Origin of the sequence: Halomonas sp. (assembly GCF_041689495.1) — a bacterium.
Taxonomy (GTDB): domain Bacteria; phylum Pseudomonadota; class Gammaproteobacteria; order Pseudomonadales; family Halomonadaceae; genus Halomonas.
The window spans coordinates 1-11,680 of the sequence record NZ_JBDNGD010000116.1; the positions used below are offsets into that span (position 1 = coordinate 1).

The 11,680-nt window shown below is 62.7% G+C and carries 10 protein-coding genes and 3 pseudogenes; 8 read left to right on the forward strand and 5 right to left on the reverse strand.

The window, feature by feature from the left end; all coding sequences use genetic code 11:
* Nucleotides 1–558: 558 nt before the first annotated feature.
* Both ACESMD_RS03820 and ACESMD_RS03825 read left to right on the forward strand, forming a co-directional pair.
* Nucleotides 559–1,429: pseudogene (locus ACESMD_RS03820) on the forward strand (glycine betaine ABC transporter substrate-binding protein).
* A gap of 87 nt (nucleotides 1,430–1,516) precedes the next feature.
* Complete coding sequence (locus ACESMD_RS03825; RefSeq protein ID WP_372610481.1) at nucleotides 1,517–3,577, forward strand: CocE/NonD family hydrolase; 2,061 nt, start codon at nucleotides 1,517–1,519, stop codon at nucleotides 3,575–3,577.
* A gap of 1 nt (nucleotide 3,578) precedes the next feature.
* Here ACESMD_RS03825 and ACESMD_RS03830 read toward each other — a convergent pair whose 3' ends face one another.
* A complete protein-coding gene (locus ACESMD_RS03830; RefSeq protein ID WP_372610483.1) occupies nucleotides 3,579–4,442 on the reverse strand; it encodes a nitrilase-related carbon-nitrogen hydrolase in 864 nt (287 codons plus the stop codon).
* 99 nt (nucleotides 4,443–4,541) lie between these two features.
* On the opposite strand from ACESMD_RS03830, the pseudogene ACESMD_RS03835 reads away from it, so the two are divergent.
* Nucleotides 4,542–5,173: pseudogene (locus ACESMD_RS03835) on the forward strand (MmgE/PrpD family protein); the annotation flags it as partial.
* Nucleotides 5,174–5,362: 189 nt separating this feature from the next.
* Nucleotides 5,363–5,848, forward strand: a complete 486-nt coding sequence (locus tag ACESMD_RS03840; protein ID WP_372610497.1) for a hypothetical protein — start codon at nucleotides 5,363–5,365, stop codon at nucleotides 5,846–5,848.
* 104 nt (nucleotides 5,849–5,952) lie between these two features.
* Here ACESMD_RS03840 and ACESMD_RS03845 read toward each other — a convergent pair whose 3' ends face one another.
* Nucleotides 5,953–6,828, reverse strand: a complete 876-nt coding sequence (locus ACESMD_RS03845) for a LysR family transcriptional regulator (RefSeq protein ID WP_372610485.1) — start codon at nucleotides 6,826–6,828, stop codon at nucleotides 5,953–5,955.
* A 260-nt stretch (nucleotides 6,829–7,088) separates the two neighbouring features.
* Here ACESMD_RS03845 and ACESMD_RS03850 point away from each other — a divergent pair, with 260 nt between their 5' ends.
* The 4 genes from ACESMD_RS03850 to ACESMD_RS03865 all read left to right on the forward strand — a co-directional run bounded on the left by ACESMD_RS03850 (nucleotide 7,089) and on the right by ACESMD_RS03865 (nucleotide 9,771).
* Entirely contained in the window at nucleotides 7,089–7,865 is a 777-nt protein-coding gene (locus ACESMD_RS03850; protein ID WP_372610487.1) for a hypothetical protein, read from the forward strand.
* A gap of 13 nt (nucleotides 7,866–7,878) precedes the next feature.
* Nucleotides 7,879–9,162: a M24 family metallopeptidase gene (locus tag ACESMD_RS03855; protein WP_372610489.1), complete on the forward strand. Its 1,284-nt coding sequence runs from the start codon at nucleotides 7,879–7,881 to the stop codon at nucleotides 9,160–9,162.
* Nucleotides 9,163–9,287: 125 nt separating this feature from the next.
* Nucleotides 9,288–9,521 (forward strand): hypothetical protein, encoded by a 234-nt coding sequence (locus ACESMD_RS03860; protein WP_372610491.1) that lies wholly within the window; start codon nucleotides 9,288–9,290, stop codon nucleotides 9,519–9,521.
* The gene (locus ACESMD_RS03865) at nucleotides 9,508–9,771 is read left to right on the forward strand and encodes a type II toxin-antitoxin system RelE/ParE family toxin (RefSeq protein ID WP_372610493.1); all 264 of its coding nucleotides are present in this window, start codon (nucleotides 9,508–9,510) and stop codon (nucleotides 9,769–9,771) included. Before ACESMD_RS03860 ends, ACESMD_RS03865 begins: the two co-directional genes overlap by 14 nt.
* 125 nt (nucleotides 9,772–9,896) lie before the next feature.
* Here the strand turns inward: ACESMD_RS03865 and ACESMD_RS03870 are convergent, their stop codons facing one another.
* The 3 genes and pseudogenes from ACESMD_RS03870 to ACESMD_RS03880 form a co-directional block, all read right to left on the reverse strand.
* Entirely contained in the window at nucleotides 9,897–10,739 is an 843-nt protein-coding gene (locus ACESMD_RS03870) for a nitrilase-related carbon-nitrogen hydrolase (RefSeq protein WP_372610495.1), read from the reverse strand.
* Between the two features lie 91 nt (nucleotides 10,740–10,830).
* Nucleotides 10,831–10,965, reverse strand: coding sequence for a glycine betaine ABC transporter substrate-binding protein (locus ACESMD_RS03875; protein ID WP_372610499.1), 135 nt, complete (start codon nucleotides 10,963–10,965; stop codon nucleotides 10,831–10,833).
* Nucleotides 10,963–11,652, reverse strand: a pseudogene (locus tag ACESMD_RS03880) (glycine betaine ABC transporter substrate-binding protein); the annotation flags it as partial. The pseudogene ACESMD_RS03880 and the gene ACESMD_RS03875, both read right to left, overlap by 3 nt.
* Nucleotides 11,653–11,680 lie beyond the last annotated feature (28 nt).

Consider the following 11,680-nt stretch of genomic DNA (forward strand, 5'->3'; position numbering starts at 1 on the left):
CGGCCGACCCTCTAACCTGTCTCCTCGCCACACCCCGCTGCCCTTCTCGGGCCGGCGGGGTGGTTTTTTTGGCAGTGTGGAAGTGGCGCAAGGGAGGTCATGATGACGGCTTCGTTGAAGGGTATCGGGTTCATGTGCCTGAGAGATCGAGATGATGGGGCGACACGGAGTTTTATCCAAGAGCCGGGTCATATTTCATGTGCCATCTAGGCTGAAAGAGGGGGATGATGACCCATCGGGTATCGGCAATGGTCGGTTAACCACTACCGTCGGAATGCTTCCGCTCGGCTTGTTCGGTGCCCCAGACTGGGGCTCTAGCAGGGGGCTCGTCACTGAGCGTGGTGACGGTCATGCCGGCGTCTTTCAGTTCATCGATCAGGTCGATATCTTCCTATGCGACGACATCTCGCTGCTCCTGTACGAACTGGGCAATGAGGTCACGCGCTGCCAACAGAGGGCAACTCTATGTGGCTTAATCTATCATCCGGCCTCTTACAATTATCGATACAATATCAATACTCACGACTGAAGTCGAGCATGAAACGTTTTTCCAGAACGATGCTGTTTTCCGTGGTCGCCGTCACGAGCGCCATCGGCAGCGTGCAAGCCGATGAGATCGTGGTAGGCGGCCTGAATTACACAGAACATCTGATTCTGACGTCGGCCACCGCTCAGTTGCTCGAGCACCACGGCTACACCGTGGATGAGCGCTCAGGCCTCGGTACGGTCCGTGCTGCGCCAGGCCCAGGAGAACGGCCAGGTTGACCTCTACTGGGAATATACCGGCAACTCGGTGATCCTGTTCAATGATCAGGAGAAGCCCGACAACGCCGAAGAAACCTATCGCATCGCCAAGGAACTCGATGCCGAGAAGGGCCTGGTGTGGCTCGACCCCACGGACACCAACAACACCTACGCGTTGGCCATGCGCGAGGATGACGCCGAGGCACGCGGTATCGCCACCATGAGTGACCTGGCCGACGCCCTGAATGCCGGCGAGGAGCTGGTGCTGGCCTCCAATGCCGAGTTCTATGCTCGCGACGACGGTCTTCGCCCGCTGCAGGAAGCCTACGGGTTCGAATTCCCGCGCGAGCGCGTTCGCCGCATGGATTCCGGGCTGACCTACAACGCCCTGCGGGATGAAAATGTCGACGTCGCCCTGGTCTTCGCGACCGATGGCCGCAACGGAGCCTTCAACTTCCGGGTGCTGGAGGACGATCAGTCATTCTTCCCGGTCTACTCCCTGGCCCCGGTGGTGAGGGAAGAGACCCTGCAAGAACATCCCGACCTGGAGGGTGTGCTCAATGCCATGGCGGCGACCCTCGATGACGACCTGCTGATCGATCTCAATAGCCGGGTCGACGTCGATGGTCAGGAAATCGAGCGTGTGGCGACCGACTATCTTCAGGAGCAGGGCCTCGTGGACTGAGGCTCGTAAGCATTTCTCTCACGCAAGGCGACGGCACAACCGTCGCCTTTTTCGCAGCGTTAACGAACGGGAAGGAGGCAGTACCCGATGTTCCCCAGCGGTGCCCAGCCTGATAGCCGGGAAGTGGTCGAATTCCCCCAGCGGGTCGTCGAAGAGCCCAACCTGTGGATTCCCCTGCCTGACGGCACACGGCTGGCCGCCAGGCTATGGCGTCCAGCCGAAGGCCCTCCGGTGCCGGCGATCATCGAGTGCATTCCCTACCGCAAGCGTGATGCCACCAGCATCGACGACGAGCGCATGCACCCCTACTTCGCCGGACACGGCTATGCCGCGCTGCGTATCGACCTGCGCGGCAGCGGCGAGTCCGATGGTGTGCTCGACGACGAATATCTCACCCACGAGCAGGACGACCTGATCGCCGCCATCGCCGCCATCGCCGCCATCGCCTGGATCGCCGCGCAGCCATGGTGCAGCGGCCAGGTCGGCATGATGGGAATCTCCTGGGGCGGCTTCAACTCACTGCAGGTCGCTGCCCGCCAGCCCGAGGCGCTCAAGGCGATCATCGCCGTCGGCGCCACCGTCGATCGCTATCACGACGACGTCCACTACAAGGGCGGCTGCGTGCTCAACGAGAACTTCGGTTGGGCCGCCACCTCGCTGTCTTTCATGTCTCGCCCGCCCGACCCGGCGCTGCGCGACGACTGGTGGGAACAGTGGCGCCACCGCCTGGCGCACCAACCCTTCGTGGCCGAAAACTGGTTCGATCACCAGACCCGCGACGCTTACTGGCGCCATGGCTCGGTGTGCGAGGATTACGGCAAACTCAAGACGCCGATTCTCGCCGTCACCGGCTGGGCCGACGCCTACGTCAACTTCGTCGCCGAGCTGATGGAACACGCCAGCGGTCCGCGACTCGGCATCGTCGGCCCCTGGCCGCATGCCTACCCGCATCTGGCCATGCCGGGCCCCACGATCGGCTTCCTGCAGGAAGCGCTACGCTGGTGGGATCACTGGCTCAAGGGCAAGGCGACCGGCATCATGGACGAGCCGCGTTATCGGGTTTACTGCCAGGAATTCTCCGGCGCCGACCCGCACAGCCTGCACACGCCCGGCCACTGGCTGGGTGAGCACGCCTGGCCGAGCCCCAACGTCAGCAATGCCGACTATGCCCTCGGCCACGGACGTTTGAGCGAGGGTCCTGCGCAGGCCGACGCCATCGATACCTCGACGCTCAAGCTCCAGGCGCCGGCCGACAACGGCCGCCAGTGCGGCGAGTACATCCCCCATTGCAGCGGCCCCGAGATCGCCGGCGACCAGCGCAAGGACGATGCCAATTCGCTCTGCTTCGACAGTACCCCCCTGGAGAGCACCCTCACCCTGCTCGGTCGGCCGCGGCTGAGCGTGCGTGTCAGCGTCGACCAGCCCCAGGCCAATCTGATCGTGCGGCTGTGCGATGTGTCACCGGAAGGCGTCTCCCAACGGGTCAGCTATGGCGTGCTCAACCTCTGCCATCGCGACAGTCACCAGAGTCCCAGCGCGGTGCCGACCGACACGCCGCTCGACGTCGAGGTGCTGCTCAACCAGGCTTGCCATCGTTTCAAGCCTGGCCACCGCCTGCGACTCTCGGTGACCACCGCCTACTGGCCGCTGGTGTGGCCGAGCCCCAGAGCGGTCACCCTCTCGCTGCATCCCGCCGCCTCGCGGCTCTCGCTGCCTGTGCGCCACGCTCCGGACGTCGAGCCCCTGGTGCGCTTCGAGCCCGCCGTGCATCCCGGGCCCCTGCAGAGTCGGCAGACCCGTACCGGCACCCATCGCCGCGATGTCATCGACGAACTGGCCGGCGGCATGACCCGCCACGAGATCGTCGATGACTTCGGCGAGGTGACCTACGACCACGTCCTGATCAACACCGCCAGCGCCGACGAGCGCTACCATATCGACCCGAAGCGCCCCGAGAGCGCCCGCATGAGCAAGAGTTGGGTGCAGGCGTTCCGACGCGACGACTGGCAGGCGCATACCGAGACCTGGGCCGAACTGCGCTGCGATAGCCACTGGTTCTATCTCGAAGCACGCCTCCAGGCATTCGAGAACGGCGAACGCTTCATGGACCGGCGCTGGATCACCCGGCGCCGCCGTCACCATGTGTGAATCAGCCCCCGTCGCGCTCGTGATCGACCCGTCGCGCCAGCAGCGATGCCACCAGCGGGGTATCGGCATCACGATGGGTCGGCATGGCGAAGCGGGCGGCCGCGATCTCGGTGGTATCCAGATCAGCCGAGATCACCCCGGTGCCCTCATCGGCGCGGGCCAGTACACGACCGTCGGCGCCAACGATGCAGCTGCCACCCCAGAACCACGACTCGCCCTCGGCCCCGTAGCGATGGGCCATCACCAACGGCGTGCCGTACATCATGGCGTAGAAGCGCAGGCAGATGAGCCAGTTGCCTTCATCGTCGAAGTCGCCGTCGACCATGCCGCTGGCGGCGTTGATCGGGGTGAGGATCACATCGGGGCGCTCGAGCATCGCGGCATGCACCAGGCCCGGGTTCCACAGATCGGCGCAGATCATCACGCCACACGCCAGCTCACCGCTGGCAACCTGGGTCAGGCGCTGGCCCTTGCTGAACACCTTGCCTTCTTCGTGCTGGCCATAGGTGCAAAGATTGAGCTTGCGATGCACCGCCACCACCTCGCCGTGCTGCAGGCAGGCCGCCGCATTGGCGTACTCGCCGCGCCCCACGCGCTCGACGAAGCCGATCACCGTCAGCATCGCCCCGGCCTGACTCGCCAGCGCCAGCAGACGCGGATCGTCGGCGGTCATCGCTACCTCCGCCACGCGCGACCCCAGGTCGTAACCGGTCAGCGACAGCTCGGGAAACACCAGCACCTCGGCCCCCTGGGCGATCGCCTCGTCAATCAACGCTCGGTGCACCGGCAGATTCGCCTCGACATCGCCAAGCTGGCAGTTCATCTGAGCGGCGGCGACACGATAACGCGTAACGGGCTGGTTCACGGCAGGTTTCCTCATCAGGCAGTCGAGACACACGAGGCCCTCTCTTACCACGCACGCCGGCCTGGCGTCATCCACCACCCGTAATGGACGACATCCGACATGAACGCTTCCGACACGCTCGCATCGCCGCTGGACTGGATACTCGATTTCGACCCGGAGGCGCTGGATGAGCGGCAGTTGTCCCAGGCCAAGCGCTGCCTGCTCGACACCCTGGGCGTTGCCGCCGGCGCCAGCCGCACGCCGCTGGCGAACCACGCCCGACGCTACGTGATCAGCCAGCATGGCGGCAACCAGCCACTGCTGTTTGCCAGCGGCACGGCCTCGGCCACCGGCGTTGCCCTGCATGGCGCCTGGATGATCGATGCTCTCGATGCGCATGACGGCCAGGTCCTGACCAAGGGGCATTGTGGCGTGGCACTGGTCCCGGCGCTGCTGGCGCTGCCGGAAATGAAACGACTCTCCGGTCGTGCCTTCCTCGGGTTGCTAGTGTTGGGCTATGAGGTCGCCACCCGCGCGGGTATCGCGCTGCATGCCAGCGCCTGCGACTACCACACCTCCGGTGCCTGGAATGCCCTGGCGTGGCGGCAGTGATCGGCAAGCTGCTGCGTCTCGACCGCCAGCAACTGCATGAGGCCCTGGGAATCGCCGAATTCTATGGCCCGCGCAGCCAGATGATGCGCTGCATCGACCATCCCACCATGGTCAAGGACGGCTCGGGATGGGGCGCCCAGGCCGGCGTCGCCGCGGCCCTGCTGGCCCAGGACGGCTTCACCGGCGCCCCGGCGGTCACCGTCACCGGGGCCGAGTGCGCACCGCACTGGGCAGACCTTGGCCAGCGTTGGTATCTCTTCGAGCAGTACGTCAAGGAATACCCGGTGTGTCGCTGGGCGCAGCCCGCGGTAGAGGCCGTACTCACTCTCATGGCCGATGTCATCGACCCGGAAGCGGTCGAACGCATCACCGTCACCACCTTCCATGAAGCCAAGCGACTTCACGTCAGTCAGCCCACCACCACCGAACAGGCCCAGTACAGCCTGCCCTGGGCCGTGGCCTGTGCCGTGGCCTACGGCACGGTCGACGTGCATGGTGTCACCGGCGCGCTTGGGAAGCCCCAGGTCCAGGCACTGGCTCAGCGCGTGGAACTCGCCGAGAGCGACGACTTCAACGCCCGTTTCCCCGCCGAGCGCTGGGCGCGGGTCAGTCTGCAGCTGAGTGACGGCAGCCAACGCCACAGCCGCGACTGCCAGGCCCGCGGCAATCCCGACGCTCCGTTCAGCGACGACGAGCTCGCGCGCAAGTTCCACGCCCTCGCCGTACCCGCCATCGGCCAGGCGCGTGCCGCGCATATTCACGCGCTGGTCATGGCGCTGGAAAAGCACGACGCCAAAGAACTACTGGAAATATAAGCGTCTATTGGAATGGCAAGAAACTACTATTGGAATGACAAGATGCTACGGAATATAAAGAACGACTGAACTATCGAGGCGTTGCTGACACCAGGCGGCAAGCCTCAAGACATCAGATCGACGCTCTTCAGCGAATCCGCATGCGTCACTATCTCGGTCAGCGTGTCACAGAAGGTAGTGAAGGCTTCACCCATCTGCCCCGGGGTTCGATGCAGCTCGATCTCTACATACTCGAGCTCCGGCAAGCCTTCATTCGCGCCCACGATCCGGCACCCCGCCGGCACGCTGCGGGGAGTCTTAACGGTCAGGGCCAGTCCCGCCTGCACGGCAATGTTGATGGCGGTGGGCGATGGGCTGGTATAGCAGACGTCCCACTGGCGGTTCGTGCGTCCCAGGGCGGCGAAGGCGTGAGCGCGAAAGATGCAGCCCTCGGGATTGAGCGCCAAGGGCAGGCTGTCCCATTGATCGAGCCGCGTGTCATCGGCCGCGATCCACACCATTGGCTCGCGGCCGAGAAGCTGCCCTGTCTGGGTGGGCGCGTGGCGGACGGCGAGCACCGCATCCAACAACCCTTCCTGGAAGCGACCGACCAGCGTGCCACTGATATCACAGGTGATCTGGATGCGTACCTCGGGAAACAGGTCGGCCATGCGGGGCAATAGCTCGGGCAGGTAGGCAGTGGCCTGCTCCTCGGAGATGCCCAGGCGTATGAGTTCGCCTTGCCGTTCGGCGCCCAGCAGGCGCTGGGCCTCATCCTGAAGCTTCAAGATCTGTCGTGCATAAGGCAGCAGCCGGCCGCCTGCCGGGGTCAGCAACACGCTGCGGCTCGTGCGTTTGAATAGCGATTCGCCCATCCTGTCTTCCAGCCGCTTGATCTGAAGGCTGATGGCGGATTGGGTGCGGTTAATGATCTTGCCCGCCGCGCTGAAACCCTCGCACTCGGCCACCGCAACGAAAGCTCGAAGAAGTTCGGTATCCATAATCTATGATTTCTCGAAATGATTTGCATATCAACCATTCATTTCTATGATCAATCATCCCCGGCTACGCTGCCCATACGTTATGATTTTTTATCTGTTCAGGTGTCGAATCCATGTCGCTACAAGCTGAGGGCTCCTCGTTAAAAGCTGAGGGCTCCGCAAAAGATGTCACTGACGATCGGGCACGTTCGCTGGACGGGCTCATCAATCTCTAGCGTTACCCAATTACCTCACTGCAAGGGGCCCAGGGCCGCGAGCTGGTGGAAGAGTGCCGCCGTCAGCTGGCGGTCGATGGCTGTATCGTGCTCAAGCGTTTCGTGCCCGAAGAGGCGCTGGAGCGCCTGGAGGGTGAAACCGTGCGTCTGTCGCCCGAAGCACACTACAACCAGAACGAGACCAACCCCTACAATTCCGATGGCGATGCCTCGCTGCCGCCCACCCACCCCAAGAATCGCTTCGGCGATCGCACCAACGGCTTCGTTGCCGGCGATCGTATCGACGATAGCACGATCATTCGCCAGATCTACAAAAGCCCCGAATTCCAGCGTTTCATCTCCACCGTGGTGGGCATGGACGAAATTCATGAATACGCTGATCCCCTGGCGGCCCTGGTGATCAACGTGCTGCGTGAAGGTTGCCAGCACCCATGGCACTACGATACCAACGAGTTCATCGTCACCATGATGACCAAGCAGGCCAAGGGCGGCGGGCGTTTCGAATACTCGCCGGGTATTCGCAGCCCCGAAGGCGAGAACTTCGACGAGGTCGAGCGGGTGATCGATGGCGATCGTTCGACGATCAAGTCGCTGGATCTGCAACCGGGCGATCTCCAGATCTTCTTCGGACGCTATTCACTGCACCGCGTCACGCCCGTCGAGGGCGACCGCGAGCGCCATACGGTGATCTTCGCCTACGCCAAGGAGCCCGGTTTCATCGGTCGTCCCGAGCGGGCCAAGCGCATCTTCGGGCGCATGGCACCGATCCACGAGCAACTGCTCAAGGACGGCATGCAGCGCAGCGACAACCTCCAGGATTAAGGCGAAACCCTCAATGAACTCAGTAGAATTCGAGCAGCTGTCCGATCGTGAGCCGGACAGCATCCCCGTGGTCCCCTCCGCCCCGATGGCCAACGGCGACAGCATTCCCACGGCCTTCGATCCCAAGCAGCTGCGTGCCGGACGTCTGGAGCGCCTACGCAACATGATGGCCGAGCAAGGCTATGCGGCGGTGGTTCTCTTCGACCCCAACAACCAGCGCTACGCCACCGGTTCGCGCAACATGTTCGGCTACTTCCTGCGCAATTCCTCTCGATATATCTACGTGCCGCTCGACGGCCCGATCATCCTGTTCGAGTACCCGGGCAGCGCTCACATATCGACCTGGCTCGAGACGATCGATGAGGCGCGCACCTCCAAGGTGGTGTGGTCCGCCGTCAACCAGCGTGACAACCTGTCGTCCGACCCCTTCGGCATCGAGATTGCCGAATTGATCAATGCGCACGGCAAGGGCAACCGCAAGGTCGGTCTCGACCGCTGCATGTTGAACCTGGCGCGCTCACTCGAGGCCCAGGGCCTGGACGTGTTCGACTGTATGCAGGACACCCTGCATTGTCGTCGCATCAAGACGCCGGAAGAGGTCGCCTGCCTGGCACAATCGATGGCGGGCAGCGAAGCGGCAGTGGCGGAAGTGGAAGCGGCGATCAAGCCGGGGCTCACCGAGAATGACCTGTTCGCGATCATGTATGGCAACGTGATCAAGCAGGGCGGCGAGTTCATCGAAACCCGTCTGCTCTCATCCGGGCCGCGCACCAATCCCTGGTTCAACGAGGCCAGCGATCGGGTGATTCGACCCGGCGAACTGGTCGCGCTGGATACCGACACCATCGGTTGCCACGGCTACTATTCCGATTTTTCGCGTACCTTCCACGTCGGGCCGGGCAAGCCGACCGGCTACCAGCAGAGCCTGTATCAGATGGCCTATGAGCAGGTGCATCACAACATGGCGATTCTCAAGCCCGGGATAAGCTATCGCGAGATCGCCGAACGCGCCTGGAAGATTCCCGAGCGCTTCCTCGATCGCCGTTACCCCTCGATCATCCACGGTGTCGGCATGCATGGCGAGACGCCGCTGGTCGCCCACCACATGGATTTCGACCGCTTCTCCAAGGATGGTGAGCTGGAGCCAGGCATGGTGGTCTCGGTGGAAAGCTATATCGGCGAAGTCGGCGGCGCCGACGGCGTCAAGCTCGAGGAGGAGGTCCTGGTCACCGAGACCGGTATCGAAAAGCTCAGCCGCTATCCCTTCAGCGAGGCACTGCTGGGTCGGGAGTTCTGAGGCCAGCGGCCGTTGACGGAATACGATGCTGCACTCAGTTACAGCGGCCAAGAAGGAGTCCGGCGCTTTGACGCTTTGACGCTTTGATGCCATAATGTCTTGCGGTGTGATAATGGGAGAATGTCATGAGTGAGACATCAAAGCGTTCAACGGTTTACTTTGACCCTCAGTTGCATGCCGCGCTTCGTCTGAAGGCGGCCCACACAAACCGTAGCCTCTCCGACATTGTCAATGATGCCGTTCGTGAGGCACTGGCTGAAGATCAGGAAGATTTGGCAGCGTTCGAAGAACGAGTCTCCGAACCGACGATAAGCTATGAATCCTTGCTGGACGATTTGAAGAAGCATGGCAAAATATAACCTTGTCTTCAGAAAGTCTGTCTCAAAGGATCTTCGGTCAATCCCCAAAAAGGATGTCGTTCGTATCCTGCAGCGTTTGGAAGCGTTGCAAGAGGATCCTCGTCCTGTCGGTAGCGAAAAGCTTTCAGGGCAAGAACGTTATCGAGTTCGACAGGGCGTATACCGCATCATTTACGAGGTAATGGATGAACATCTGGTTGTCACGGTAGTGAAGGTTGGTCACCGAAAGCAGGTATACAGGCGCAGCTAACCACGCGCGTCACATGGATCGTGTTTTCTTCGCTTTGCTTAAAAATGGCCACCTGTTCGACCTCGGCGCGCCGCTGTTCCCGTGCCACCGGGTGAGTGATTGGTGCGGTATCCTACAAGCACGAATCAGCGATAGCCCGCCATCAGCTCGCGGATCAGCGGCGTGTCGGCGTCGCGGTGGGTCGGCAGCTCGAAGCGTGCCTTGGCGATGGCGGTGCGCGAGAGCTCGGCAGTAATCAGCATCTCGCGATCCTCGGCCTCGGCCAGCAGTTCACCGCGCGGCCCCAGGATGCGCGAGCCGCCCCAGAAGTGGCTCTCGCCCTCGCTGCCGTAGCGGTTGGCCATGATCACCGGGGTGCCATAGGTCATGGCGTAGAAGTGCACGTTGAGTGCCCAGTTGTGCTCGTTGGAGAACGCCTCGCTGACGATGCCGCTGGCCGAATTGATCGGCGCGCAGAGCACGGTGGGGCGGGGCAGCAGGGCGGCATGCACCAGCGCAGGATTCCACAGATCGGCACAGATCAGCTGCGTGGCCGACCAGCCGGGGCGTACGGTTGTATGAGTTAGTGCATTGCCGTGGGTGAACCATTTGCCTTCTTCAAGCCCGCCGTAAGTCGGCAGGTTGAGCTTGCGGTGCACCGCGACGATCTCGCCGTACTGGAGGATGGCCAGGGCGTTGTAATACTCGCCGGGGCTTGCCTCCTCGACGAAGCCCACCACCGTCTGCATCTCGCCGGCGGCCCGGGCCAGCCGGGCGAGGCGCGGGTCTTCCAGCGGCATGGTCACCTGCATCACGCCGCTGCCCAGCCCGTAGCCCGTCAGCGAGAGCTCAGGAAACACCAGCAACGCCAGCTGGCGCTCCCGGGCCTCGGCAATCACCTCGAGGTGGCGTTCCAGGTTGAGGTTGATATCGCCCAGAGAGGCATTGATCTGAGCGGCGCCCACCGGCAGCCGGTTCTGGTAGTGCATCGCTTGGCTCCTGGTACGCGGAAAGGCCGCCCGCGGGCGGCCTTTCGGTCTGACTCGCTTGGCCGGCATTATGCCATCCGCCTTGGTCGGGTTACAGGAGCTCGTGCGTTTTCAGAAATGCCTCGGCGACTTCCTCAACCGACTGTCTCTCGACATCCACCCGGGCATTTAGCTCGGCCATGGTGGCATCGTCGAGTAGCGCGGTGAGCGTAAGGCCCTGGTCCATGCGTGAGACGTTGCGGCGACCGAACTCGAAGCCGTAGGTCTCCTGCATCGGCCTCAGGCCATCGTTCCGGGAATAGAAGGTCGCGTTGGAGGCCAGGGTCATCTCATGACCGTCGTTGATGGTCGAGGCGAGGTCGGAGATGCTGTCGATGCCCAGCTCCTCGGCCTGGTCTCGGCGCATGGCCAGGGCGTAGGTATTGTTGGCCTCTGAGGGATCGAGCCACACCAGGCCTTTTTCGCCGTCCATTTCCTTGACGCGCTCGTACGTCTCTTCCGGCGACAGCTTCTCCTCCACGCCGTTGTAGCTGATCAGCGAGGTGCCGGTGTACTCTCAGTAGAGATCGACCTGGCCGCTCTCCTGAGCCCGGCGAAGCAAGGCAGTGCCCATGCCCGAGCGTTCCTCCACCTCGTAGCCATGGGCCTCCAGGTACTGGCTGGTCATGGAGGCCATGATCAGCTGCTCGGTAAAGTTCTTGCCGCCCACCGTAATGGACTCGGCGGCGGCCAGGCTGGATGTCAGGCCTGCTGTGAGCAGGGCAAGAGTCGGAAGTATTGGCTTCATGGGGTTTCCTTTTCGCGCAAACATGCGTCGTAGGCCGATGCCAAGCATCGGCCTACGAACAGAGGGTGTTATCGAAGAAAAAGCGTTACAGCAGCTCGTTGTCCTGCAGGAAGGACTCGGCCACATCCTCGATGGTCTCGCGCTCCACGTCGAC

Coding starts and splice junctions, on each gene's coding strand:
- ACESMD_RS03855 (WP_372610489.1), top strand. CDS start 7,879: ATGAACTCAGTAGAATTCGAGCAGCTGTCCGATCGTGAGCCGGACAGC.
- ACESMD_RS03840 (WP_372610497.1), top strand. CDS start 5,363: ATGGCCGATGTCATCGACCCGGAAGCGGTCGAACGCATCACCGTCACC.
- ACESMD_RS03865 (WP_372610493.1), top strand. CDS start 9,508: ATGGCAAAATATAACCTTGTCTTCAGAAAGTCTGTCTCAAAGGATCTT.
- ACESMD_RS03870 (WP_372610495.1), bottom strand. CDS start 10,739: ATGCACTACCAGAACCGGCTGCCGGTGGGCGCCGCTCAGATCAATGCC.
- ACESMD_RS03845 (WP_372610485.1), bottom strand. CDS start 6,828: ATGGATACCGAACTTCTTCGAGCTTTCGTTGCGGTGGCCGAGTGCGAG.
- ACESMD_RS03860 (WP_372610491.1), top strand. CDS start 9,288: ATGAGTGAGACATCAAAGCGTTCAACGGTTTACTTTGACCCTCAGTTG.
- ACESMD_RS03825 (WP_372610481.1), top strand. CDS start 1,517: ATGTTCCCCAGCGGTGCCCAGCCTGATAGCCGGGAAGTGGTCGAATTC.
- ACESMD_RS03875 (WP_372610499.1), bottom strand. CDS start 10,965: ATGGACCAGGGCCTTACGCTCACCGCGCTACTCGACGATGCCACCATG.